Genomic DNA, 24,162 nt, shown 5'->3' with positions numbered 1-24,162 from the left:
TATTTCGAGGTTGGGGCTCGGGGTGAGGTTGGTACGACATTAGACAGTGATATGACGACGCACAGATCAGCATCGCTAGTTTGGAGATTACGTTTATGAATTCTTTTACGCGGGTGGTGGGCCTTGCTGGTATGACGTTGTGGTCGTTCACTGCTGCGGCCGAGGTGTTCAGCCCAGGTAATCAGAGAAACGGCCTGGATGATTTAGGTGATACAGAAGTCGAGCACGGTATTTTTAGTGTTGGTTATGCGAATACGCTGGCATACAACAACGATTCACAACCCGGCATTCTTTTTACTGCACGCTATTTCGCCGGTGAAAAATGGTATCTGCTGGGCGAAGCTCAGCTTGGCCAGTTCAGCACACGCGCTGTGATTAACGACGGCCAGGAGGTGCGCAGTGATGATGAAGAGCTGCTGCGTTACTCCGCCGGCGCGGGCTACGCGTTGCTTCAGGGGACGGCCAGCACTAGCGGCGTTCGTGCGGTACCCTGGGTGCTTGCGGCAGAACTGAACGCAGGCGAGCAACATTCGGGTGATACCAGCGGTCGCTATGCGTCTCTCGGCATGAATGTTCAGTTTCATGGTGAGCGCATCTGGACGGGAATAGGCGTGCGGGAGTTTCTGGTTGATGATGAACGTCTTCAGTCGCTTGAATCAGATGGGGGAACGCAGTGGGATATCTCACTCGGCTTGTATTACTGATCTGTTTTTCGCTCCAGCTGCAGGCTTCAGAAAGTCTGAAGCCCGGTGACATGGTTCCGGATTTCACTCTGCCAGCGACCAACGGTTTTGGTCAGCGCCTAGAAGAGGCTCGGGGTTCGTACCTGATGTTAATCTGGCTTGGCGACTGCAATGAATGCTCCGAGCGACTCGTCAGATATCAACTCCTTGCTGAGAGTCTGGAGATTGAGAGGTTAAAGGGGTGGTTTGTGTGGACGCCAAAAGGCAGTCGTCAACCACCGAATATGCGTATTCCAGTTCTGAAGTATGAGCCCAAGTGGCGTCAGGGGTGGGTATTTGAAGAGCGGCCCGCGGTTATGTTGATCAATGCCGATGGTCGCCTCGATCACCTGATTACGGGTGATCTTGACGATAATTATCAGGAAACAGAGCAGGTAGTGATGCGCTGGATGAGCCAGGGCCGTGACTATCAGCAACCGGAGTAGACAATGAAATTTCTGTTAGTTCTGAGCATGCTGTTTACTTCTGCAGTTATGGCAGAAGACGCGGCAGTGCGTGAACAGGTTATGACAGCCAAAGAGGCTGTTCTTGAACTTAATCGTGACCTGTATGAGCTCGAACGCGAACTTCTTAGCCCGGCAACGACTCGTGCTGCATTTCATGTAACTCTGAATCACGGTGAATATTTTGAGCCCTTATCCGTCGAGTTGTCTGTCGATGGTAAGCTCGAGCTTCAGCACCTTTACACAGAGCGTCAGGTGAAAGCGCTTCGAATGGGTGCGGTTCAACCGTTGGGTGACCTGAACCTCGCACCGGGGAAACACGAGGTGTCTGTGACCATTCGCGGTGTGGATCATCAGGGGCAGGGGCGAGAGCTGGCAATCACTGAAATAATTACTAAAACCGGTAAGCCATTAATTACAGAGCTCTTGATTGTTGATCGTGATGATCTGCAGAGTGCGCGGTTGCAGCTGAAGTACTGGTAATTTGATGCGGAAACTATTTCTTCTACTTCTGCTGGTTCCACTGACGTTTTTTAGTGTCAGTGTAAATGCAGAGGACCTGTCAGAAGACGATATTGATATTGATCTCGACGATATCGAAGGCCTTGGCGTCAATGAAGATGCTGAAAAACGTCTGCTGCGCGGTAACTTTTATTATTCCTATCTCGTCGGTGAGTATTACCAGACGCTCTATTATCTGCGTGAGTGGAAAGAGCTGATCGGTAGTGACTCAACGCCCGAAACAGAGGCAGAGGTCATGCGTGCTGCTGTCTTTCTGTCTCTTGGTTTGGAAGATCAGGCTGAAGACCTTTTCTATGCGGTTTTTGAAGACGGCGGCAGTGCTTCTGGTGACGCCTGGTATTTCCTGGCTCAGCGACTGTTCAGTGCGGGCTTCTACGCACGTGCGGAGCAAGCAGCACGGAATGCGTTTGCGGCATCTCCGCGGCTTAGTCGGCGGCATAATCAGGAACTCTCGTATCTACTGGTCAGTAGCATTAGTGAGCAGGATCGCGTTGAAGAAGCCTTGACTGTACTTAACGGGATGGCCGACGCGGATATCTGGACTGGGTACGCACGCTACAACCTGATTCTGGCAATGGTTCGTCAGAATTTCAGAAGTCGTGACATTGAATCGACCATTGACGAGGCCATCTTCTACTTGCCAGACAATGAAGAGGGTACAGCTCTGCGTGATCGTATTTTGCTGATTTCTGGCATCGCCGCGATGGAGCGAGATAAACATGTGATAGCTAATCGTTATTTCTCGGACGTGACGCTTGAATCAGTGTTTACGCCTCCGGCGTTACTGCATTACGGATGGAACTTATTAGCTCAGTGGCGTTATGAAGATGCCATTCAACCATGGCGTATACTGCAGCAGCTGTATGACGAATATCACCCGGCGGTGGTGGAGTCGTACCTGGCAGTACCTCACACGCTTGAACTGGTTGATGCTGTAAATCAATCTGTTCTGGCGTACGAACGTGTTGAAGAACGTTTGACGGAGATGGTCTCAGAGCTGAAACAACTTAACCAGGAAGAATCGTTAGGTGACTGGCTTGGTGAATGGCGTCAGGCAAATGATTCTGAGAACTGGGGTTGGCAAAGGCAGGCGCTGAGTGATCTGCCACAAAGCCAGATCACACGTTTTGCTCAGGGGTTACTCAAAGAAGAGTCATTCACGCAAGAATTGGCAAAACTCCATGATCTTGACCGTATCCGTGCCGACCTTGCAGAAGCCATGCGTGAGTTGACTTTATGGTCCGACATTCTGGTTGAACGTCGTGAGAATCTTGAATCGATGGGCGGTGAGGCTTTGCTAGAACAGCTTGAGGAACGTCAGATGGATGTTCTTCGAAGTATTCTTGCCGTGCAGGACAGGCTGTTGGATGAAGATGAGACCGTATTTTCGTTCGCATCCAAAAGTGATGAGGCACGTATCGAACGTCTCAGAAATGTCGTTCCTGCGGTTACTCAGCTGCAAAAAATCGGAACGCCTACCCGTGATCTTGCGCCTTATAAAGAGCGCTGGCGTCGTATGCGTGGCCTCCAGTTGTGGTCGATTTATGAAGCACAGCCACAGCGAAAATGGGATACAGAGCGCGACCATATGATATTGCGTTCTGAAACGGACAAGCTTTTTCGTCAGCTCGAAAATACCCGCACGTCTCTTATGTGGGCAGACAGTTCCTGGCGCGGACTCCCTGAACGTGTGCGTCAGCTACAGCAACGCGTTGCTGCGTTAGATGCGAGCGTGGCTGAAATTCAGAGTGATCAGGAAACTTTGTTGACCGACATGGCCAGAGCTCACCTGTCAGAACTCCATGAACGCCTGACGCTGTATCTTGCCCAGGCACGACTCGCATTAGCGCGCCTTTATGATGACTCGCTGCAAAATGAATTTGGCTCGCTTGAGTATGAGCCGGACACTGAAAACCAGGAGGCGGTTAAGTAATGTTGTCCCGTTTTCTGCTACTGACGATTCTGATTGCGTTGAGTTCTGGCTGTAGCTGGTTTGGCAAGAAAGATGAACGCAAGTATCTGTCTGATATCGGTACGCTTACCGTGCGCACGGCGTCTGATGAGCCCCTGGGGGTTGACCATAGAGACGTGATTCGCAGCTATCAATCCTATCTGGAAGTATCAACGGACCCTGAGTTGCGCGTCCGTGTCGCCCACCGTATTGCGGGACTCAAGCTTCAGTGGGACGAAATCAGAATGGATCAGTTTGGCGATGATATTGATGCCATGGTCGCGGAAGACCGGGAAATGGCAGAAGCCTCCATTGGCGACTACGAAACCCTTCTTGAACTCTACCCTGATCGGATAGACAACGACACTATCTATTATCAGTTGGCGAAAGCGTACTCATTAGCCGGGCGCCAGAACCAGGCAATTGCTGTTCTTGAAGAGTTGACTGAGCGCTATCCCGAGTCAATTTACTATTTAGAGTCGCAGTTCAGGCTTGGGCGGATGCTCTATAACGTCAGCGATTTCGAAGCCTCAGAAAATCGCTTTGCGCAGGTCGTAGAGTTTGGGCCGGATGGAAACCAGTATTACCTGGATGCTCAGTATTTTCGCGGCTGGGCGTTGTTTAAGCAGAACAGACTTGAAGACAGCCTGCTGGCTTTCACGGAAATGATTGATGAACATTTTCCGGATGATGAAACATTAATGGCAGCAGATGGCGCAGAGCTGGAGGTATTGAATGACTCCCTGCGTATTATGGCGTTGATGTTTGACTACCTCGGTGACTGGAACGAGATTGCACGTTTTTACGACGAGCACGGTGCACGGTATTTTGAATATCGTATTTATGCAGAGCTCTCCAATCAGTATTACGAAAAAAAGTACTACAAAAGTTCAGCGTCAACATTACGCGCGTTTGTTGATCGCTTCCCCGACGATGACCGAGCCCCGCTTTATTATCGCCGTTTAATCTCGGGGTATGAAAAAGCAGGCTATCCGATGCTGCGCAGAAAGCATAAAGAGGTATTTATTGAACGCTTCGGTGTCGGTTCCCCTTATTGGGAGACACATGGTGAAGATGTTCGCACATTGATTACGGTGGCTTTGGGGGATTACATCTGGGATCTGGCGACGTTTGCACACGGCTGGGGGCAGCAAACGAAGTCTGCGAAGGAAAAACAGGAGCGCTTGGAGCAGGCTGCAGGTTGGTATCGGGAATATATCCGTTCGTTCCCTAAAGCACCGGATGCAGTAAAAGCCCACTTTTTGTTGGCAGAAATATCCTACGAAATTGGAAACTACGACGATGCTCGCAACAACTATGAAATTGTTGCTTATCAGTATCCATTTTACGAAAACGCCGCTGAAGCAGGGTATGCGGCATTGCTTGCGTACAACAAGTATAAGCCGACCCCCGAGGAAGAGGCACGCTGGCGCCAGCTGACTGTCGCCAGTGCAAAGCGCTTCGTGCTTGAATTTCCACAGGATGAACGGCGGGGTACCGTTCTGGTGAATACTGCGGAAATGCTTCTTGCCGACGAATATTACGGTCAGGCCTTAACGACCGCACGCCTTGCTCAGGAGAGTGGGGTGGAGCTGCCGCCGAGGTATTCTTACGGTGCGTCTCTGGTGCAGGGGCATTCAGCGTTTGAGCTTGGCAAATTTGAAGAAGCCGAAACCGCGTTGTTAGCTGCCTCTGAATATTCAGAACTGAGTCGAAAAGAGCGGGCGGATCTTCGCCAGAAGTCAGCCGCGGCTATTTATAAACAGGGCGAAGCAGCGCAAGAGGATAATCCCGAAGAAGCGGTGGCGCAGTGGTTACGGCTTGCTGATGTCGTCCCGGAGAGTAATCTGCGGGAAAATGCAGAATACGATGCTGCAACATTGTTGATGCAGACAGAAGATTTTGCTCGGGCAGAAGAAGTCTTGCTCGCATTTCGTGAGACTCACCCAAACAGCCAGTTCAGTGATGATATTCGCAGTAAATTAATTATCGCCTATGAAGGACAAGGGGAGTGGCGGGAAGCGGCATTTGAGCTTAAGTCAATTTCTGACTCAGGCACGGATGACGAAGAGAAACGCATCGCTGCATTCCAGTCGGCTGAATATTTTGAGAAAGCGGAAGACTTTGATAACGCGATTGTTATGTATCGTCGCTATGCCCACACCTACAAACGTCCTTTTGATCCAGCTATTGAAGCGCACTACAAACTTGATCAGATATACGCAAACCTTGGGGAAGAAGAAAAACGTCGTTTCTGGCTGGATAAAATAATTAGTCTTCACACTCGCGCCGGTGATGACAAAACTGATCGGTCCCGTTATCTCGCGTCTAAAGCGGCATTTGAATTGGGCGAATTTGACCGACGTCGCTTCGACGAGATAGAAATTAATTTGCCGTTGGCGAAAAGCATTGTGCGTAAAAATAAAGCGATGCAGGGTGCTCTTAAACGTTACACCCAGGCCGTTGAGATGGAAGTGCTGGAGTTCACGACACCCGCGACATTTCATATTGGCGATATGTACGCAAAATTCAGCCGCTGCCTGATGGAGTCAGAGCGTCCTGCGGGCATGGATGAGCTTGAGGAGGAAGAGTATACCTTCCTACTTGAGGATCAGGCATTCCCTCTGGAAGAAGCGGCGATTGATATTCATCAGACCAATATCAGCAGGACTTACGATGGCTTGTACGATGAGTGGGTTAAAGAGAGTTTCAGGTCCATGGCTAAGTTGATGCCGGGCCAATACGACAAACAAGAAAAAGCGGTGACGTATGTTGATCAGATTCGCTAGTACGTTACTGATTGTTTTATTGAGTGCCTGCGCCTCGAATAAACCTGCAATTCAAGATTCCGCTGAGCTTGGACCGGATGGTCAGCCTCTGGTGCAACCTCTGCCAGAAGGGTTTGAGGATGAATATCGCAATGGCCTGTCTCTGATGGAGGATCAGAAATTTGAGGACGCAAGGCAGCATTGGGCTGATATGTCGGTTGTTTATGGGCAGTACCCCGGCGTCTGGACCAACCTCGGATTGGCATATTATCAGACAGGTAATTACGAAGAGGCGGCGGCATCCTATGAAAAGGTTGAAGAGATAGATCCGACGTTTTGCCCGGTTCATGCTCTGAGTGGTATTACCTATCGCGAACTAGGGCGTTTTGATGATGCGCAGGCAAGCTATTACGCGGCTATTGACTGCGAGCCAGATGAAGGACGCCATTATTACAATCTGGGTATTCTATTAGACCTGTATCGTAATGATCTCGAAAGCGCACTGGAGTTTTACCGGAAAGCGCGTCGATTGATGCCTGAAGATGAAAAACTCAATATCTGGGTGATTGATCTTGCGCGTCGCGTTGGGGTTGATGAGGCCGACCCAGAAAGCATTGATGAGTGGTATGACTCGCTGAAGGAACCTGTACAACCGGTAAGCGAAGCTTCAGTGGCAATAGGCTCGCCACAAAGTGCCGCAGACGTTGGTGTCAGTGAATCTGTGTCACAAGATGGTGGGGCCGGCGGAGAAGGCGCGGTTGCTACTGAAAGCACCGAAGATAGTTCAGACGTTTCTGACGATACGCCACAAAGTGAAGGTGATCGGGAAAGTGGGGGTGAAATATGAGATATCTGGCCGGTGTCCTTTTGCCACTATTGCTCATTAGCCTGGAAGCATTGTCGGCAGACGATGATGTCGTTCGTCTTCAGGGAATGACAATTCGAGGTAATAGCGAGAATCCGAATGTACTCTATATTAATGCCTGGCAACCGCCACCAGGAACCGGGCGGTTGTATGAGCCCGTTACCAGCTTTAATCGTCATTGGTTCCGACCATTGACCCGTGACAGTCTGAAACGCGAAATACGTTATGGTAAGCGTTATAACGAAAAAGAGGATCACGTCACACGGTTAAACGAAGTCCTGGAAATAGAGTGAAGTGCGGTTTTTTCTGCACGAAAATAATGGTTAAATCAGCGCGTGTGCAGCTTTAATGAGCTGCTTATCAGAACAACAATAGTATCAGAACCGGAGATCTCCAATGGATTCCATCATTCGCTTCCTTCAGGAAGGTGGTGTGTTTATGTACCCGATTGCAATCATCATGGTAATCGGTCTCGCTGTCGCAATTGAGCGTTTGCTCGTCCTCGCGAAGGAAAAGTCGGGTAACCGTCGTGCCTTCGATGAAATGTACCCTATGTTGCAGAAGCGTGATCTGCGTTCTGCATTGAATTACGCCAATAGCTCTGATACTCACATTGCTAATATCTTTGCGGCCGGCATTCAGCGTATTCCGACGGCTCAGCGTCGTGAAGAAGTTGAATATGCACTGGAAGAAGGCCTGATGGAGGCGATTCCTCAACTGGAAAAGCGCACTCCATACATCGCAACCCTCGCTAATATCGCGACTCTGATGGGACTTCTGGGCACCATTATGGGTCTGATTGCTGCGTTTACCGCGGTCGCCAGTGCCCCCGCTGCTGAAAAGGCTGAATTGCTGTCTCAGAGTATTTCGGTTGCGATGAACACCACAGCTTTCGGTCTGATTGCTGCTATTCCTCTGATTTTGCTGCATAGCTATCTGCAGACTAAAACATCTGAAATCGTCGACAGTATCGAGATGGCAGGAGTTAAGTTCCTGAATACCATCACGGATAAAAAGGCAGGACAAAACGGTACTCCTTCAAGTAACGGTTAATCAGGAGTCGTTCGATGAGACGCCATAAGAAAATCAGAGAAGAGGCGGAACTCAACGTAACATCCTTCATGAACCTGATGATCGTACTGGTACCTGTGCTGTTGATGAATATGGTCTTTTCACAACTGGCCGTACTGGATCTAAGGTTACCTTCTGGCGATGAGCCAGGTGCCGTTAACCCGGAGGATGTCACGCTTGAAGTGACGATCAGGAAGACAGGATTTACCCTCTCCCGAACATATCAGGAAGAGACGGTAGAGCTGGCTTCTATTCCTGCTCAGTCCGGAGAACTTGACTATGAGGGCCTTTCGGAGGCACTTCAGAAAGCCAAGAAGAATCCAGAGTTTGCAGAAAAACGAGATATTACATTGCTCGCAGAGCCTAATACGGATTACCAGACCCTGGTAACTGTTATGGATACGGTACGTATTTACCCGGCTGTGGTCGCTGCGTCCCTGGTTGATGCTGTTCTTTTCCCAGATATTTCCCTGGGTGAGGCCGATGCGCAGGAGGTGGCACCATGAAAATGTCACGTCGTGCAAAGCGTATGCATCGCAACCATAAACGCAATGCAAATAAGAACGGTCTTAATCTGACGGCCCTGATGGATATTTTCACCATTCTGGTGTTCTTCCTGATGGTAAATCAGTCTGAGGTGGAAGTTCAGAACACCGACAGCGTAGAGCTTCCGGTGTCCGTATCAGAGAATAAGCCTGAAGAGCAACTGACAGTACTGGTGACAGAAACTGACCTGCTCGTACAAGGGCGGTCGGTAGCACAGCTGTCTGCGATCAAGCAGGGCGATGACGAGATCATCCCCTCGTTGCTCACTGAGCTTGAGTATCAGGCCAGTCGCACGCCAATTGCTGAAGGCGAAGACAGCCGGCCCGTGACGATTGTGGGTGACAAAGCTACGGCATACTCAGTTCTGAAACGAATTATGAGTACCTGTGCTGAGTCAGGCTTTGCCAATATCTCACTGGCGGTCAATCAAAAGCAGCCGGGAGGTGAGTGATGAGCAGTATTTATCGCACACCTGAACTGCCGTGGACCGACGGTGAAGACAGCAGACGTCTCTGGACTATTCTCGGTGTACTGCTGGCTTTGATGCTATTGGTGGGTGTTGTGGTTCCTTTTATAGATCTGCCGGAAAAAGACAGATCAGAGCTGGAAGAACTTCCGCCTCAACTGGCGAAAGTGATTGAGCGCAAAAAGCAGGAGCTTCCTAAACCAAAGCCCGAGCCGAAACCTCAGCCGAAGCCGGAACCAAAGCCCGAGCCGGAACCTGAGCCCGAGCCAAAACCTGAACCTAAGCCTGAGCCGAAACCTCAGCCGAAGCCGGAACCTAAACCCGAGCCTAAGCCTAAGGTTGAAGCAACAGAGCAACAGCGCCAGGCAGCTAAACAGAAGGCGCGGGATGCAGTCGGCAGTGAGGCACTTCAGGCTCTGAGCGATCTGCGATCGGCAATACCAACGACAGCATTGAGTACTTCGAGTTCGTCGCTCAGTACGAAAGGCACTCAGGCCACGAACGTTGGCTCTGTGGTAGACCGTACAGCGGCAAGCCGTAGCTCGGGTGGTGTTGATGTAGCAACGCTGACTAATGTCACCTCAGGCGAAAACCTTGGCGATCGCGCTACGACAACCGTTGAAGTCGCTGCAGAGGCAGTCGCGGCAGCAGAGGAGTCGAAAAAGCGTAGCCAGGAAGAGCTAAGACTGGTGTTCGAAGCGTACAACGTTCACTACGACCGACTGTATCGTAGAGCTCTGCGGAAGAACCCAACCCTGGAGGGTTCGGTGACTCTGGCGCTGACGATTCAACCGGACGGTTCGGTCACTTCGTGTAAAGCTGCGAAGAGCGAAGTCAAAGATGCTCGTTTGATTCGCAGTGTTGAGCTCAAATGTCAGCAGATGGCATTTGAGAGTCGACCCAACGTCGAGGTTACTAAGGTGGAGTACCCAATCCGCTTTAACCCTTGAAGCATTAAAGCCCGGCATAAGCCGGGCTTTTTTTATCCGTATAGGATACTGGCCCACCTGACGTAATGCCGCTAAACTCGACTGCAATAGCTTCGGTTGATCCTGAACCAAGACAGTGAATGGAGATTGAAATGAACGAACAGTTTTTCCAGGAGCGGTACCCTGAAGGGTATCCAAAGACAGTTAACGTAAATGAGTTTTCGTGCATTACCGAAATTTTTGATGGTTTCGTTAAAAAGTACGCTGAGCTACCAGCGTTTACATGTCTCGGGCAAACCATGACGTATGCTCAGCTGGATGAGAAAAGTGCTGCGTTCGCATCTTTCCTTCAGAACGAAACCTCACTTCAGGCGGGAGATCGTATTGCTGTTCAGCTGCCCAATGTCCTGCAGTACCCGGTCGTCGTATTTGGCGCGATGCGCGCTGGTATCATCGTGGTGAATACTAATCCCCTGTATACCGAGCGCGAAATGGAACACCAGTTTAATGATTCTGGCGCGAAAGCTCTGGTTGTTCTTGCTAATTTCGGCGATAAGGTCGAGCGGGTTGTACCCAAGACCGGCATTAAGCATGTCATCGTTACAAACGTTGGTGATATGCATTGCCCGCTCAAGAGAACCCTGATTAACACAGTACTTAAGTACGTTAAAAAGGAAGTGCCTGCCGCCAATATTCCAGGCGCTATCCCCCTGCGGAAAGCACTTAGTAAAGGCAAGGGTAAACCGTATACCAGCGCACCGGCGACCTCAGAGGATATTGCTGTACTGCAATACACGGGTGGTACGACAGGTGTAGCCAAAGGGGCAATGCTGACACACGGTAACCTGATGGCAAACATGGCTCAGGCGTACGGCGTGTTTAAGCAGGTGATGAACGAGGGCGAGGAGACGGTGATATGTCCTTTGCCTCTGTATCACATTTACGCATTTACCATGCACTGCATGGTGCTGCTGCAGACGGGTAATCACAGCATTCTTATCCCGAACCCTCGTGATATTCCTGGTTTTATTAAAACGCTTCAAAAGACCGAGTTTACCGGGTTTGTAGGGCTTAATACGCTCTTTGTTGCGCTTTGTGCTCAAGACGATTTCCGTGCTCTTGATTTCAGCAAACTCAAGCTGACTGTTTCGGGGGGCATGGCTCTGACCAAGGCCGCGTTCGATGAATGGAAAGCGGTAACCGGCTGCGAAGTTGCAGAGGGCTATGGAATGACGGAGACGTCTCCAGTGGTTACGTTTAATCCAACCACGCGCATTAAGCAGGGCACTATTGGTATGCCAGTTGCGAACACAGCTTGTATGGTGATCGATGAAGAGGGTAACGAGTTACCTCTTGGAGAAGCCGGTGAACTGTGTGTGAAAGGGCCCCAGGTGATGAAAGGTTATTGGCAGCGCCCTGAAGCAACAGAAGAGACCATGACTAAGGATGGCTGGCTGAAGACTGGTGACATGGCCGTTATCAATGAGGATGGCTACCTTAAGATCGTTGACCGCAAGAAGGATATGATCATTGTGTCTGGCTTTAATGTGTATCCAAACGAAGTGGAAGACGTCATTGTATCTCATAAGGATATCGTTGAAGCAGCCGCTATCGGGATTCCGGATCCAAAGAGTTCTGAAGCAGTGAAAGTCTTTGTGGTGCGCGGTAACCCATCACTGACTGAGAAAGATGTGATTGCTTATTGTCGCGAGAATCTGACGGCGTACAAAGTACCAAAAATCGTAGAGTTCCGCGAAGAACTGCCGAAGACCAACGTGGGTAAGATACTGCGTCGGGAGCTGCGTGACGAAGAGCTCGCTAAGCACAAATAAGGCCTGGCTCCGTGTTACACTAAACGCCCCGGTTTCCGGGGCGTTTTTGTTTCTGACTGGCGGGATACATGTCTACCGAAGTAATCAAGATTCTCTCTGAACTCGAAAAATCTCTGAAGCATTGCCTTGTCCGTGATCGGCACGCGGTTCGCAGTGCAATCAGGCGTATAGAGAAGGCACCAGCTGAGAAACAGCAGGATCAATTGGCAAAGCTGGTCACCCGAGTCGAAAATAGCCAGAAAGCAGTTGCTGCACGAAGTGCGTGTCCGGCATTGAATTACCCGAAAACTTTGCCTGTCTGCGATAAAAAAGCCGAAATTTTATCGCTGATCTCGGAAAATCAAGTGGTTGTCATTGCTGGAGAAACAGGCTCAGGCAAAACAACTCAGCTGCCTAAAATGTGCCTCGAAGCGGGTTTGGGTATTTATGGAAAAATAGGGCATACCCAGCCGCGGCGCCTCGCTGCACGTTCGGTCTCTCAGCGAATTGCAGATGAGCTTCACAGCCCACTTGGTGAGACAGTGGGCTATCAGGTTCGCTTCACCGATCAGTCGAATGACAATACCCGAATTAAAGTCATGACTGACGGTATTCTACTCGCCCAGACACAGCATGACCGTTTTCTGAATGAATATGACTGTATCATTATTGATGAGGCCCACGAACGCAGCCTGAATATTGATTTTCTGATGGGCTACCTCAAGCAATTATTGCCTAAGCGTCCGGACCTGAAAGTCATTATTACTTCGGCGACCATTGACGTTGAACGGTTTTCTCAGCACTTCGATAATGCCCCGATTATTCAGGTGTCTGGTCGCACCCATCCAGTCGATGTTTTATATCGTCCTCTCGTTCGGAATGACGACGATGAAGAAGATCGCTCTCTGTTCGAGGGAATAGCGGAAGCACTCGAAGAGTTGCGTTCAGTCGATAAAGCGAAGGGGAGTCCGGGTGATACCTTGATCTTTTTGCCGGGCGAGAGAGAAATTCGTGAATGTGCCGACTTTCTGCGGCGCCAGCAGTTGCCTGCAACAGATATTCTGCCGCTCTATGCGCGCTTAAGCTCTGCCGATCAGCAGAAAATATTCCGGCCCCATGGTGGCCGCCGGGTTGTCCTCAGTACAAATGTCGCCGAGACGTCTTTGACGGTTCCAGGTATTCGTTATGTCATTGACTCGGGTGTGGCGCGGATCAGTCGTTACAGTTACCGTACAAAAGTTCAGCGTTTGCCAGTAGAGGCGATCTCTCAGGCCAGCGCTAATCAGCGAGCTGGGCGTTGCGGCCGGATTGAACCAGGTACCTGCATCCGGCTTTATGAAGAACAGGACTTTCTTTCCCGGCCCGAGTTTACTGATCCGGAAATTCGCCGAACCAATCTTGCTGCTGTTATTTTGCAGATGCTTAATCTTCGCCTTGGCGATATTCGTAAGTTTCCATTTGTCGATGCACCGGATGAACGCTTCGTAAAAGACGGCTATACCTTGCTGTCTGAACTGGGTGCCGTAGACGGTAGTAAGAAGATTACGAATACCGGTCGTACTATGGCGCGTTTACCGGTAGACCCTCGAATTGGTCGTATGTTGATTGCAGCCGGGCAGCGGCACTGTACGACAGAAATGATGATTGTCGCGGCCGCATTAACGGTGGCGGATCCAAGAGAACGGCCTCAGGAAAAACAACAGGCGGCTGCCGAAAAACACCGCCAATGGGCTGATGATGATTCAGATTTCGCAACACTGATTAATCTCTGGAATGGCTTTGAAGCAAAACGCCAGGAGTTAAGTCAGAATCAGCTGCGCAAGTGGTGTAGTAAGAATTATTTGTCGTATATGCGGATGAGAGAATGGCGTGATATTCATCGTCAGCTGCATCTGATGTTGCGCGATATGGATATGGCGACCAATGCCGAACCCGCCTCGTACGAATCTCTGCATAAGGCCATCCTTTCCGGAATGTTAAGCCATATTGGATTCAAAGCAGAGCAGAAAGAATATATCGGAGCGCGCAACCGGCGTTTTGTCATGGCGCCCGGTAGTGCCGGATATAAAAAACCACCTAAATGGTTGGTTGCCGCTGAGCTGGTTGAAACCAGTAAATTATTTGCCCGGATGGTCGCAAAAGTTGAACCCGAATGGATTGAAGAGTGCGGTAAGAATTTACTGAAGTATCAGTATTTCGAGCCGCATTGGCAGCAGCAGCGCGGACAGGTTATGGCGTCTGAGCAGTCGTCGCTTTACGGTCTTGTGGTAAACCCTAAAAAGCGTGTTGATTATTCCAGAACGCACCCAGCAGAGAGCCGGGAAATTTTCATTACTGAGGCTCTCGTTGCTCAACAGCTCGGATCGAAAGTGGATTTTTATCAGAAGAATATCGAACTGATAAAAGAGGTTACCGAGTACGAAGAGAAGTCGCGGCGCCGGGATCTCGTTATAGATGACCACGCACTGATTGATTTCTATGAAAAGCACTTCCCCGACAATGTTTTCTCTCGCCGTGCACTGGAGAGCTGGGTTAAGAAAGCTGGAAATGACGATAAACAACCACTTTATCTGACACGGGAATTTCTCTTGTCTGATGCCGCTCGTGGCATATCAAGTGATGATTATCCCGCCGAGCTGGCGATTAATGGTATTGATTTTCCTTTGACGTATACCTTCGCGCCGGGAAATGTTTCTGACGGTGTTACCTTGACCGTTCCTGCACAGATGTTGCCCCAGGTTAATGAAAGATTGGTGGAGTGGCTGGTGCCGGGGTTTATCCATCAGAAAGTAACCGCGATCATTAAAGCTCTGCCAAAGCCGGTTAGAAAGAAGTTTGTACCTGTGCCTGAGACGGCGACCCGTTTTCTCAATCAGGCTTCCTCTTCGAAAGGTGGGTTGTATATTCAATTGGCTGAGTTTCTTAATCAGACGCTTAGGCCTGAACGCATTACACCAGAAGAGCTGATGAGCGATGCTCTGGATCCCCATTTGCAAATGAACTTCAGGGTGCTTAATGGTGATGCTGTCCTCGCAGAAGGCCGGGATCTGCAGGCACTTATAGAGAGTGTTGATGTGAGTGGTGATTCATCTGAGTACGTTTTACTGGATGACAGATTCGCAGGGCATCAAGTGAATGATTGGGACTTTGGTCGGTTGCCAGAGTCAACAGAGGCTGAAGTGGCGGGGTTACCGGTCAGGTCGTATCCTTGCCTCAAAAATGAGAGCGGTCAGGTAATTCTGACGACGGAAAACAGTGAAGCACAGGCTGAGACATCCCATCGACAAGGGGTGTTGGCTTTGATTCGTCAGCGACTTGCTGGCGTGGATCGCGATCTTCGCCAGGCAATTCAATCAAAAATGAAGCCTCACTGGTTGCTCGCTAAGGGGATGGGGTCTGAGGCAGATATAACCCGAGAGCTGGTTGATGCGGTGTACACACACGTTATGTTGCCTCTTAATGAAGCACTCCCGCGAGAACCCGAAGAATTTGATGTAAGAATCACGAGACGTAGCCGACTACATCAACATATGGATGATCTTCTGACCCAGTTTGTCGAGTGGTTGAAGATCAGGCACGCTGTCTTGAAGAGTCTCCGCGGGGCCGTCACTATGGATAAGGCTATGGCATTCAGTGATACGAAGGCGCACCTGGAACGCCTGTTGGAACCAGGGTTTCTGGTTGCTGTGCCTTGGTCCCGGCTTAAGTGTTTTACCCGGTATCTCCGTGCGATGGAGTACCGGATCGATAAGTTGCAGGGGAACCTTGCCCGTGATCGCCAGTCCATGATTGAGTTTGAGTCTGTATTCGGGCCATGGAAAGAGGCTGTTGAGCGTGGCAGTGCGAACCCGGAGGCATTGGGTGAGTTTCGCTGGTTGCTTGAAGAGTGGCGAGTGTCGCTATTTGCTCAGCCGCTGGGTACGCAGGAGCCAGTCTCGCTTAAACGCCTCAATAAGCGATGGCAGGAGATTGTTCAGGCCGGGTTGTAATCTTGCCTGGTCTGAATCCGGCTATGAGAGGGTGCTGGCCCGGAGTAATTGGCTCAAAAAATGCGGTGTGTAAGAGCAAAATCGTCTGACATACTGAATCCAACCTGTACTTTGGATCGTACAGGAAACAGATGGGCACTTTTTGCCCCTAACACTGAAAAGGAAACTGCGATGAAAAACTCTACTAAAGATACTAACAAACTGATGTCTGCTGTTCTGGGAACGGCGTTCGTTACTGCTGTGTCAGCGGCAGGCGTAAATGCTGCTGAGAATCCATTTGCTTCTGCAGAACTGAATCAGGGTTATAAAGTAGCAGCGCATCACGAAGGTAAGTGCGGCGAAGGCAAGTGTGGCGCCAAAGCTGATGAAGAAGGTAAGTGCGGCGAAGGTAAGTGCGGTGCCAAATCTGAAAAAGAAGGTAAGTGCGGCGAAGGCAAGTGTGGCGCCAAGTCTGAGAAAGAAGGTAAGTGCGGTGAAGGTAAGTGCGGCGGCAAAAAAGAGAGCTGAGCACTGATATGAATCGCCACCAGATCACGGGCGCAGGCTTAGGGCTGCGCCGCGGATTTATCTCCGACCTGCAGTCCCGCATTGAAAGCGGTGATGATATTCCAGTCGATTTCTTTGAAGTCGCGCCCGAGAACTGGTTGCGGGTTGGTGGCCGGCTAGGCCGCCAATTTCGCTATTTTACGGAACGTTATCCGTTTGCTTGTCACGGCTTGTCGCTGTCTATTGGTAGCCCGGCACCTTTGGATGAAGCTTTCGTTCGTGATGTTAGAGAATTTCTGAAAGAGCATAAGGTGGCCGTTTACAGTGAGCATCTGAGTTATTGTTCAGATGATGGTCATCTCTATGATCTTATGCCGCTTCCCTTTACTGAAGAGGCTGTTAAGTACGTCAGTGAGCGGATTATGAGGGTGCAGGATATCCTCGGAGAGCGCTTGGTGATCGAAAATGTGTCAGCCTATGTTGAGCCCGGGCGTGAGATGGCTGAGCCGGAGTTTGTAAAAGCAGTGCTGGATGCCGCGGACTGCGAACTGCTGCTGGATGTGAATAACGTCTTTGTTAATTCAACAAATCACGGGTACGACGCGGAGGAATATATTCGCGCCATGCCCAGCGACAGAGTTCGCTACTATCATATTGCGGGTCATTATCAGGATGCAGCGGGCTCGGATGATCAAAGTGTCGATCCGTCATCAAGGCTGTTGGTAGATACGCATGGTGCAGACGTGATTGAACCTGTCTGGCAATTATTAGCAACTGCATACGATGTACATGGTGTTAGGCCGACGCTTCTGGAGCGCGACTTTAACTTTCCTGATTTGAGCGGGATGTTTGATGAGGTAGCTAGAATCAAGGCAGCTCAGGAGTCTCTTGTGCATGTCTGACTTGGCAAAGATGCAACGTGCGTTCGCCAAAGATATACGGACCGACGGTGGTCAGTGCTTTGGTGATCAGCCCGGACTAAAGATTTATCGGGAGCTTTTCTTTAATAGTGTCTGTGGCTTTCTTGATGGCACTTTTCCTGTGTGCAGAGAGGCTGTTGGTGATAGTCGCTGGAAGGACTATTCCCGTTCGTTTTTTCGTGAGCATCAGGCAACGTCTCCACTTTTTCTGGAAATCAGCGAAGAGTTTTTGTCCTGGCTGGTGACGCAGCGGGATATTATGGATGAATTTCCGTATCTCGCCGAACTTGCGCATTACGAGTGGCTTGAGCTAGCTGTGGATGTCATGGATGTTGATGGGTTTACAGAGGTAAGCCATGAAGAGTTTGACCCAGACTCTGAACTCATGATTAACCCGGCATCCATCGTCGCATGTTACCAGTATCCTGTTCATCAGATTTCAGGATTCGAACCTGAGGTGGCTGAGCAGTTATCAGGGTTTGTTGTTTATCGCGACCCCTCAGATAAAGTCCGTTTTATCAGTTGTACGCCGCTTTCACTAATGATTCTGGAGGCTGCCCGGTCAACCGCAGGATTAACTGCACGGCAAGCCGTCGAGACCGTGATGTCTCAGGCTGGGCTGGAGGGAGATGCCGCACTTCAAGGGGCGCTGCAGGTTTTGAGTGATTGGCACCGGCAAGGTGTTATCCGCACGTGAAACAGTAAAAGCTGACGTTTTCTCTTCTTTCTGACATTATGAGCGCTACAAAAACAGGACGTCATATTATGCATTTTCATTCTCTTGTTGTGCTGATCGGAACGGTAGCTATCGGCCTGGCAGTGCCAACTGTCGAGGCAGAAGAAGAGTACGATCCTTTTGAAGAAACAAACCGAAAGATATTTGCATTCAACGACTATCTTGATCGCAACTTCTTTGTCCCGGTAGCCAGAGGCTATAACGCGGTTACCCCGGTAGTTGTCGACACTGGTATCACGAATATGTACCAGAATGCCCTTGATCCTTTAACCAGTGCAAACGATGTCGCTCAGCTTAAATTCTCACGGGCAGCGACGGCCGTAGGGCGTTTTCTGGTAAATAGCACAGTCGGGTTTTTCGGTTTTTTTGATGTCGCAACACATATCGGATTGCCGAAACATCGCGAAGATTTTGGGCAGACTCTGGGTTACTGGGGTGTGGGTAATGGTCCTTATCTGGTACTGCCATTTTTTGGCCCTCGTACACTACGTCACTCTGTTGGGCATGTTGGGGATTACTATACCGGTCTGTCGTATACGTATTTTGGCGATAACCTCGGCGAAGATGCTGCGATGCTGGGCTTGAAAGCGCTCGACTTGCGCTCCGACTTGATTGAGTCTGAGCAGTTTATTACCGGTGATCGATACCTCTTTATTCGCAGTGCTTATCTTCAGAGTCGTGAGTATCTGGTTAACGATGGCCAGGCTCAGGATGAGTTTGAGGATGAATTCGGTATCTTTGATGAGTGATTTCTGGAATCGATAAAAAAAAGGCCTCGAATGAGGCCTTTTTGCTTTCTTAGTCAGCCGCGCGGCCCGGAAGAATGTCTTTCAGTTTTTCGCGCATCTTACGAATCGCATCTTCAGTTTCTTCCCAGCTGATGCAGCCGTCAGTTACTGAAAGGCCGTACTCCAGATCATCCAGGTTGGCTGGAATATTCTGACGCCCATGCTTAATGTTTGACTCGACCATTAAACCAATGATGGATTTGTTGCCTTCCAGTATCTGGTTGCTGACGTTGTCCATCACTAATGGTTGCAGAGCAGGGTTCTTGCTGCTGTTCTCATGGCTACAGTCGATCATGATGTTCTGCGCGAGGTCGGCTTTTGCCAGCGCGTCTTCCGCAATCTGTACGTTCACTGAATCGTAGTTTGGTTTGCCACCGCCACCACGGAGCACAACGTGTGCGTACGGGTTACCTTTCGTCGATACGATGGAGACCTGGCCGCTTTGATCGATACCAAGAAAACGGTGAGGGTTTGCTACAGACATCAATGCATTGGTGGCAACTGTAAGGCTGCCATCCGTTCCATTCTTAAATCCGACTGCGGACGAAAGGCCAGACGCCATCTCGCGGTGAGTCTGAGATTCTGTGGTACGCGCGCCGATTGCAGACCATGCAATCAGATCCTGAAGGTATTGCGGCGAGATCGGATCAAGCGCTTCCGTCGAAAGCGGCAGGCCAAGCTCTGCAAGGTCAATCAGCAGGCGACGCGCAGTATGCAGGCCATCCTGAATCTTGAAGGTGTCGTTCATGTAAGGATCGTTTATCAGACCTTTCCAGCCGACGGTGGTGCGGGGTTTCTCAAAGTAGACCCGCATTACGAGGTACAGGGTATCGCTGACTTCTTCGGCAAGATCGCGTAGGCGTTGAGCATAATCTTTTGCCGCGTCTACATCATGAATCGAGCAGGGGCCAACAACTACGAATATGCGATGGTCTTTACGGTCCAGAATATCGCGTATGGCCTGGCGGCCCTTGCAGACACTCTCTACGGCTTGCTCAGAGATTGGCATCTCTTCTTTTAGCTGAGTTGGAGTTACTAGAGTCGCGATGGACTCAATATTGAGATCTTCAATGCGATTGTCAGTCATTTCCTGATTGCCTTCAGACGGTTGGGCTGGTGTTGAAGCAGGTTGGGGGGATCCTGTGCCAGCAGTTAGCTGCCCATTTGTCAGGGCGGCAATTTGTTTCTGGCGGCCTGCTGGAGGCTCGTCCCCCCATTGGGAGACTGCCGCAGCGGTCAGCTTCCAGCCGTCCTTAGTGCAGGCTTCGGCAATGGCCTTTTTGGTCCCAAACCAAGCGACAACATCAGTCGTTTTCATAATTAGATATTAAGTTAGCTTATTCGTACTTAAGCTTAATAGCTGATTTGGGGTTAAGTAAAGTTAATTTTTAACGAAGGCGGCTTTGAATGTCTTTAAAACGTTCGACTTTAGTTCTCTCGAACAAAAGTGGCTCGTTGCCACCAGACGAGTCGAGCAGCCCTTCGCGGGCGTAGCGTTTGACCGTCACCGTTTTGATCTCAAGATATTTGGCGACTTCTTCTATGGTCATGAGTTGTTCGTCTGACATGCTCTCACTCCTTTATATGTAGGCACTGGAGCTAAAGTTTAGTCAGATTTTGGCTGGGTGGTGGAGGTTGTTGGCTGGTCGTGCCTGACTCTGCTGACAGGGTCAGGCGATTTTTACGCGCCGGGCTGCCTACTGAAACATATACCGCGCACCCATAAACAGGAGGATGCTTGCCAGGGCGGGGCGCAGTATTGCATCTGGGACTTTGCGGCTGATCATGCTGCCAAAGTGAATGGCGGGAATGGAGCCGAGCAGGAGAGCCCCGAGTAGCTGGAAGTCGACGTTTCCGAGCCCCAGGTGGATCAGGCCTGCTGCGAGTGTTAGTGGTACAGCGTGAGCGATGTCAGTGCCGACGATATGGGTGCCGCGGAGTGCTGGGTAAAGGATCATGAGTATGGCGGTGCCAATGGCGCCAGCACCTACTGATGACAAGGTCACGAATACACCCAGCAATACACCCATGACGATCGTTGCAGCGGGTCTGAAACGGCTCAGGTTGCGCGCATTGCGGGCTGCAGCAAACGACTGAATGCGCGTTCTCATAAAAATGACAATGGCCGTTACTACCAGCATGATGCCAAGCGCATTTTTCAGTAAGTGCCCGTAATCTTCAGCGTCGTTGAAAAACATGTGAAGAAGGGCGCCGGTAATTAATGCAGCCGGAATTGAACCGGCGGCCAGAAGTTTGACCAACCCCCAGTTGACGTGTTTTTGTTTGTGATGGCTGTATGCGCCGCCCGCCTTAGTTAAGGCAGCATAAAGCAGGTCGGTACCTACGGCAGTGTGCGCTGGAAAGCCAAAGCTCAGCAGGAGTGGTGTCATTAAAGCGCCGCCGCCAATGCCGGTCATGCCAACGATGAAGCCGACGGCAGCGCCGGCGCCGATGTATAGAAGAAAATCCATCTGAGTCGTCTAATCTGGGTGCATATAGTACAGAATGCGACAATGTAGAGGTTGTCATCTATTCTGGAAAGGAATATTTGTTTATATTTTTATAACTTGAATCGCGTTTTGCCGTAAGGGGTGGGATAAATGAAGTTGCAGCAACTCAGATACATATGGGAGGTCGCTCATCATGACCTGAATGTGTCCGCTACCGCACAAGCTCTCTACACCTCTCAGCCTGGCATCAGTAAGCAGATTCGGCTTTTAGAGGATGAGCTGGGCGTCGAAATTTTCGCGCGAAGCGGCAAGCACCTTACGCGGATTACGCCTGCGGGCGAAGCCATTCTGAAAATTGCGGGCGATATTTTGCGGAAAACTGAAAGTATCAAGCAGGTAGCGCAGGAATTCAGTGACGAGAAGCGCGGCAGCTTGTCGGTTGCAACAACCCACACTCAGGCAAGGTATGCGCTTCCGGGCGTGATTGAGTCGTTCATGCAGCGCTACCCGGATGTGTCTCTGCATATGCACCAGGGGACTCCCATGCAGATCGCAGAGATGGCCGCGGATGGAACAACCGATTTTGCCATAGCGACTGAGGCGATGGAGCATTTTGGTGATCTGATTATGATGCCGTGCTATCGCTGGAATCGTAGTATTCTGGTGCCGAAAGGGCATCCGCTTGCGGCAACGCCCCGGCCAACGCTCGAGCAGGTGGCCGCTTACCCTCTCGTAACCTATGTCTTCGGCTTTACGGGGCGTTCGAAACTTGATGAGGCCTTTCAGGGGCAGGGCTTGACGCCTAAGGTGGCATTCACTGCGGCGGATTCGGACGTTATCAAGACATACGTGCGTTTGGGGGTTGGTATCGGAATCGTGGCAAGTATGGCGATCGATCCTGTTGCTGATCCAGACCTGGTCGCTATTGATGCGTCTCACTTGTTTGCTTCAAGCGTTACCAGTATCGGTTTTCGTAAGGGTACTTTTCTGCGTGGCTATATGTTTGATTTTATTGCAGCGTTTGCGCCTCATCTTACTCGGGATCTGGTTGAGGCGGCAGTTCATAGCCCTGGGCGGCAGGATGTTACAGATCTGTTTGATGGGATCGAGCTCCCTGTTCACTGATGGCGTCAGGGAGGCTCGATAGGCCGGCGCTTGCTTCAGCCTTTAGAAATGATGTTGCCTGCGTGCAGTCCGCATTCTTTGTGGGTTGCTTCTTCCCACCACCAGCGTCCTTCGCGCTCGTGTTGATTCGGTAGTGTCGCTCTGGTGCAGGGTTCGCAGCCGATGCTTACAAAGCCCTTCTGGTGAAGCTCGTTGTAGGGGACGTCAAACATCTTTATGTATTCCCAAACCTGAGCAGAGGACCAGTGTGCAAGCGGGTTGTATTTAATTAGTGTTTCGCCCCGACCTTTGAATGCGGTGTCTTGTTCAATGAGAGCAACGTCGGAGCGTGTCCCCGGGCTTTGATCTCTGCGTTGGCCGGTGATCCAGGCGTCTAGTTCGGTAAGTTTGTTGCGAAGAGGTGTGATCTTGCGTACCCCGCAGCATTCCTGGTGCCCATCTTCGTAGAAGCTGAATAGTCCTTTTTCTTTAACGAAGTCTTGCAGTGTAGCTTGTTCAGGTGTGCGCACATCAATGGTGATATTGTAGTGTTTGCGCACCTTTTCTATGAACTGGTATGTCTCTGGGTGCAGTCGACCCGTATCCAGAGTGAAGATGTCGACGTTTGGATCGATTTTGACGGCCATATCGACCAGAATGACATCCTCGGCGCCGCTGAATGAAACGGCAATGGCATCATGGTTTTCAATGGCGTGACGAATAATGTCTTTCGGGCGTTTATCTTCAAACTGGGTGTTCAGTTCGGCAATCTGGTCGTCTCTCATCGGTGTATCCGGTCGTTGTATTTTGAGGTGATATTATCATGGGGCTTCTTAGGTCAAATAATACTAAAAAAGAATACTCTTATTCATGTGTTTGCTAATCCGTTGTGTTTGCCGGGATGAATGGTAGAGTAGCGCCCTTTATTACCTGAATGAATTGATGGGGACTCCATGGAAATCGCATGTCTTGACCTTGAAGGTGTACTGGTACCTGAGATCTGGATCGAATTTGCAAACAAAACAGGCATAGAAGAGTTGAAAGCGACAACTCGGGATATTCCTGATTATGATGTTCTGATGAAGCAGCGATTGGCTTTGCTTGATCAGCATGGTTTTAAGCTTCAGGACATTCAGGAGGTGATTGCAACATTGAAGCCTCTCGATGGTGCGCGGGAGTTCGTAGATTGGCTGCGTGAGCGTTTTCAGGTGATTATTCTGTCTGACACTTTTTACGAGTTCTCTCAGCCGCTGATGCGCCAGTTGGGCTTTCCGACACTGTTCTGCCACCGCCTGGTTGCTGATGAAGATGGTCGTGTCGTTGACTACAAACTGCGTCAGGCTGACCCTAAGCGTCAGTCTATCCGTGCTTTGCAGACCATCTATTATCGTACGATCGCAGCCGGCGATTCCTACAATGATACGACGATGCTGGCAGAGGCAGATGCGGGTATTCTGTTTCATGCACCACAGAATGTGATCGAGGAATTTCCACAATTCCCGGCTGTGCACACTTATGAAGACCTTAAGAAAGAGTTCATCAAAGCCAGTAATCGCGACCTGACGCTTTAAGTA

General features: G+C 50.2%; 23 protein-coding genes. 19 read left to right on the top strand and 4 right to left on the bottom strand.

What is annotated here, in order from left to right; genetic code table 11:
* The first annotated feature begins 95 nt into the window (after nt 1–95).
* From B2R29_RS04175 to B2R29_RS04095, 17 genes are all read left to right on the top strand, one after another.
* Nucleotides 96–704 (top strand): hypothetical protein, encoded by a 609-nt coding sequence (locus tag B2R29_RS04175; RefSeq protein WP_301179915.1) that lies wholly within the window; start codon nt 96–98, stop codon nt 702–704.
* Entirely contained in the window at nt 674–1,168 is a 495-nt protein-coding gene (locus tag B2R29_RS04170; RefSeq protein WP_301179914.1) for a hypothetical protein, read from the top strand. The genes B2R29_RS04175 and B2R29_RS04170 overlap by 31 nt, the downstream gene beginning before the upstream one ends.
* A gap of 3 nt (nt 1,169–1,171) precedes the next feature.
* Entirely contained in the window at nt 1,172–1,669 is a 498-nt protein-coding gene (locus B2R29_RS04165; RefSeq protein ID WP_301179913.1) for a hypothetical protein, read from the top strand.
* A 4-nt stretch (nt 1,670–1,673) separates the two neighbouring features.
* Nucleotides 1,674–3,641 (top strand): hypothetical protein, encoded by a 1,968-nt coding sequence (locus tag B2R29_RS04160; RefSeq protein ID WP_301179912.1) that lies wholly within the window; start codon nt 1,674–1,676, stop codon nt 3,639–3,641.
* Nucleotides 3,641–6,448, top strand: a complete 2,808-nt coding sequence (locus tag B2R29_RS04155) for a tetratricopeptide repeat protein (RefSeq protein ID WP_301179911.1) — start codon at nt 3,641–3,643, stop codon at nt 6,446–6,448. The genes B2R29_RS04160 and B2R29_RS04155 overlap by 1 nt, the downstream gene beginning before the upstream one ends.
* Entirely contained in the window at nt 6,429–7,274 is an 846-nt protein-coding gene (locus B2R29_RS04150) for a tetratricopeptide repeat protein (protein WP_301179910.1), read from the top strand. Before B2R29_RS04155 ends, B2R29_RS04150 begins: the two co-directional genes overlap by 20 nt.
* On the top strand, nt 7,271–7,585 hold the full coding sequence (locus tag B2R29_RS04145) for a hypothetical protein (protein ID WP_301179909.1): 315 nt from the start codon (nt 7,271–7,273) through the stop codon (nt 7,583–7,585). The genes B2R29_RS04150 and B2R29_RS04145 overlap by 4 nt, the downstream gene beginning before the upstream one ends.
* 103 nt (nt 7,586–7,688) lie before the next feature.
* Nucleotides 7,689–8,345 carry a MotA/TolQ/ExbB proton channel family protein gene (locus B2R29_RS04140; protein WP_301179908.1) on the top strand — a complete coding sequence of 219 codons (657 nt, stop codon included), beginning with the start codon at nt 7,689–7,691 and terminating at the stop codon, nt 8,343–8,345.
* 14 nt (nt 8,346–8,359) lie between these two features.
* The gene (locus tag B2R29_RS04135; protein ID WP_273087295.1) at nt 8,360–8,869 is read left to right on the top strand and encodes an ExbD/TolR family protein; all 510 of its coding nucleotides are present in this window, start codon (nt 8,360–8,362) and stop codon (nt 8,867–8,869) included.
* A complete protein-coding gene (locus B2R29_RS04130) occupies nt 8,866–9,360 on the top strand; it encodes an ExbD/TolR family protein (RefSeq protein ID WP_301179907.1) in 495 nt (164 codons plus the stop codon). The genes B2R29_RS04135 and B2R29_RS04130 overlap by 4 nt, the downstream gene beginning before the upstream one ends.
* Nucleotides 9,360–10,325, top strand: coding sequence for an AgmX/PglI C-terminal domain-containing protein (locus B2R29_RS04125; RefSeq protein WP_301179906.1), 966 nt, complete (start codon nt 9,360–9,362; stop codon nt 10,323–10,325). The genes B2R29_RS04130 and B2R29_RS04125 overlap by 1 nt, the downstream gene beginning before the upstream one ends.
* Nucleotides 10,326–10,456: 131 nt before the next feature.
* On the top strand, nt 10,457–12,136 hold the full coding sequence (locus B2R29_RS04120; protein WP_301179905.1) for an AMP-binding protein: 1,680 nt from the start codon (nt 10,457–10,459) through the stop codon (nt 12,134–12,136).
* A 68-nt stretch (nt 12,137–12,204) separates the two neighbouring features.
* Entirely contained in the window at nt 12,205–16,104 is a 3,900-nt protein-coding gene (gene hrpA, locus B2R29_RS04115; RefSeq protein WP_301179904.1) for an ATP-dependent RNA helicase HrpA, read from the top strand.
* 171 nt (nt 16,105–16,275) lie between these two features.
* The gene (locus B2R29_RS04110) at nt 16,276–16,611 is read left to right on the top strand and encodes a hypothetical protein (protein WP_301179903.1); all 336 of its coding nucleotides are present in this window, start codon (nt 16,276–16,278) and stop codon (nt 16,609–16,611) included.
* Between the two features lie 8 nt (nt 16,612–16,619).
* Nucleotides 16,620–17,492, top strand: coding sequence for a DUF692 domain-containing protein (locus B2R29_RS04105; protein WP_301179902.1), 873 nt, complete (start codon nt 16,620–16,622; stop codon nt 17,490–17,492).
* Nucleotides 17,485–18,207 carry a DNA-binding domain-containing protein gene (locus B2R29_RS04100; RefSeq protein ID WP_301179901.1) on the top strand — a complete coding sequence of 241 codons (723 nt, stop codon included), beginning with the start codon at nt 17,485–17,487 and terminating at the stop codon, nt 18,205–18,207. Before B2R29_RS04105 ends, B2R29_RS04100 begins: the two co-directional genes overlap by 8 nt.
* A 68-nt stretch (nt 18,208–18,275) precedes the next feature.
* On the top strand, nt 18,276–18,995 hold the full coding sequence (locus tag B2R29_RS04095; protein ID WP_301179900.1) for an MlaA family lipoprotein: 720 nt from the start codon (nt 18,276–18,278) through the stop codon (nt 18,993–18,995).
* A gap of 49 nt (nt 18,996–19,044) precedes the next feature.
* Here the strand turns inward: B2R29_RS04095 and B2R29_RS04090 are convergent, their stop codons facing one another.
* The 3 genes from B2R29_RS04090 to B2R29_RS04080 all read right to left on the bottom strand — a co-directional run bounded on the left by B2R29_RS04090 (nt 19,045) and on the right by B2R29_RS04080 (nt 21,505).
* Entirely contained in the window at nt 19,045–20,352 is a 1,308-nt protein-coding gene (locus B2R29_RS04090; RefSeq protein ID WP_301179899.1) for a 3-deoxy-7-phosphoheptulonate synthase, read from the bottom strand.
* Nucleotides 20,353–20,422: 70 nt separating this feature from the next.
* Nucleotides 20,423–20,602 carry a helix-turn-helix domain-containing protein gene (locus B2R29_RS04085; protein ID WP_301179898.1) on the bottom strand — a complete coding sequence of 60 codons (180 nt, stop codon included), beginning with the start codon at nt 20,600–20,602 and terminating at the stop codon, nt 20,423–20,425.
* 129 nt (nt 20,603–20,731) lie between these two features.
* Entirely contained in the window at nt 20,732–21,505 is a 774-nt protein-coding gene (locus B2R29_RS04080; protein WP_301179897.1) for a sulfite exporter TauE/SafE family protein, read from the bottom strand.
* A gap of 129 nt (nt 21,506–21,634) precedes the next feature.
* On the opposite strand from B2R29_RS04080, the gene cysB reads away from it, so the two are divergent.
* A complete protein-coding gene (gene cysB, locus B2R29_RS04075) occupies nt 21,635–22,609 on the top strand; it encodes an HTH-type transcriptional regulator CysB (protein WP_301179896.1) in 975 nt (324 codons plus the stop codon).
* A 35-nt stretch (nt 22,610–22,644) separates the two neighbouring features.
* Here cysB and B2R29_RS04070 read toward each other — a convergent pair whose 3' ends face one another.
* Nucleotides 22,645–23,373 carry a phosphoadenylyl-sulfate reductase gene (locus B2R29_RS04070; protein WP_301179895.1) on the bottom strand — a complete coding sequence of 243 codons (729 nt, stop codon included), beginning with the start codon at nt 23,371–23,373 and terminating at the stop codon, nt 22,645–22,647.
* Between the two features lie 168 nt (nt 23,374–23,541).
* Between B2R29_RS04070 and thrH the strand changes: the two genes are divergently transcribed.
* On the top strand, nt 23,542–24,159 hold the full coding sequence (gene thrH, locus B2R29_RS04065; RefSeq protein ID WP_301179894.1) for a bifunctional phosphoserine phosphatase/homoserine phosphotransferase ThrH: 618 nt from the start codon (nt 23,542–23,544) through the stop codon (nt 24,157–24,159).
* The last annotated feature ends 3 nt before the right edge of the window (nt 24,160–24,162 follow it).

Origin of the sequence: Thalassolituus sp. UBA3500, assembly GCF_002377545.1 — a bacterium.
GTDB lineage: Bacteria > Pseudomonadota > Gammaproteobacteria > Pseudomonadales > Oceanobacteraceae > Thalassolituus.
Note: the sequence above shows the minus strand (reverse complement) of the source record. Positions and strands in the feature narration are given on the sequence as shown.

Coding starts and splice junctions, on each gene's coding strand:
- B2R29_RS04080 (WP_301179897.1), bottom strand. CDS start 21,505: ATGGATTTTCTTCTATACATCGGCGCCGGCGCTGCCGTCGGCTTCATC.
- B2R29_RS04120 (WP_301179905.1), top strand. CDS start 10,457: ATGAACGAACAGTTTTTCCAGGAGCGGTACCCTGAAGGGTATCCAAAG.
- B2R29_RS04155 (WP_301179911.1), top strand. CDS start 3,641: ATGTTGTCCCGTTTTCTGCTACTGACGATTCTGATTGCGTTGAGTTCT.
- B2R29_RS04175 (WP_301179915.1), top strand. CDS start 96: ATGAATTCTTTTACGCGGGTGGTGGGCCTTGCTGGTATGACGTTGTGG.
- B2R29_RS04160 (WP_301179912.1), top strand. CDS start 1,674: ATGCGGAAACTATTTCTTCTACTTCTGCTGGTTCCACTGACGTTTTTT.
- B2R29_RS04085 (WP_301179898.1), bottom strand. CDS start 20,602: ATGTCAGACGAACAACTCATGACCATAGAAGAAGTCGCCAAATATCTT.
- B2R29_RS04095 (WP_301179900.1), top strand. CDS start 18,276: ATGCATTTTCATTCTCTTGTTGTGCTGATCGGAACGGTAGCTATCGGC.
- B2R29_RS04105 (WP_301179902.1), top strand. CDS start 16,620: ATGAATCGCCACCAGATCACGGGCGCAGGCTTAGGGCTGCGCCGCGGA.
- B2R29_RS04100 (WP_301179901.1), top strand. CDS start 17,485: ATGTCTGACTTGGCAAAGATGCAACGTGCGTTCGCCAAAGATATACGG.
- B2R29_RS04125 (WP_301179906.1), top strand. CDS start 9,360: ATGAGCAGTATTTATCGCACACCTGAACTGCCGTGGACCGACGGTGAA.
- B2R29_RS04140 (WP_301179908.1), top strand. CDS start 7,689: ATGGATTCCATCATTCGCTTCCTTCAGGAAGGTGGTGTGTTTATGTAC.
- B2R29_RS04135 (WP_273087295.1), top strand. CDS start 8,360: ATGAGACGCCATAAGAAAATCAGAGAAGAGGCGGAACTCAACGTAACA.
- thrH (WP_301179894.1), top strand. CDS start 23,542: ATGGAAATCGCATGTCTTGACCTTGAAGGTGTACTGGTACCTGAGATC.
- B2R29_RS04165 (WP_301179913.1), top strand. CDS start 1,172: ATGAAATTTCTGTTAGTTCTGAGCATGCTGTTTACTTCTGCAGTTATG.
- cysB (WP_301179896.1), top strand. CDS start 21,635: ATGAAGTTGCAGCAACTCAGATACATATGGGAGGTCGCTCATCATGAC.
- B2R29_RS04070 (WP_301179895.1), bottom strand. CDS start 23,373: ATGAGAGACGACCAGATTGCCGAACTGAACACCCAGTTTGAAGATAAA.
- B2R29_RS04110 (WP_301179903.1), top strand. CDS start 16,276: ATGAAAAACTCTACTAAAGATACTAACAAACTGATGTCTGCTGTTCTG.
- B2R29_RS04130 (WP_301179907.1), top strand. CDS start 8,866: ATGAAAATGTCACGTCGTGCAAAGCGTATGCATCGCAACCATAAACGC.
- hrpA (WP_301179904.1), top strand. CDS start 12,205: ATGTCTACCGAAGTAATCAAGATTCTCTCTGAACTCGAAAAATCTCTG.
- B2R29_RS04090 (WP_301179899.1), bottom strand. CDS start 20,352: ATGAAAACGACTGATGTTGTCGCTTGGTTTGGGACCAAAAAGGCCATT.
- B2R29_RS04145 (WP_301179909.1), top strand. CDS start 7,271: ATGAGATATCTGGCCGGTGTCCTTTTGCCACTATTGCTCATTAGCCTG.
- B2R29_RS04150 (WP_301179910.1), top strand. CDS start 6,429: ATGTTGATCAGATTCGCTAGTACGTTACTGATTGTTTTATTGAGTGCC.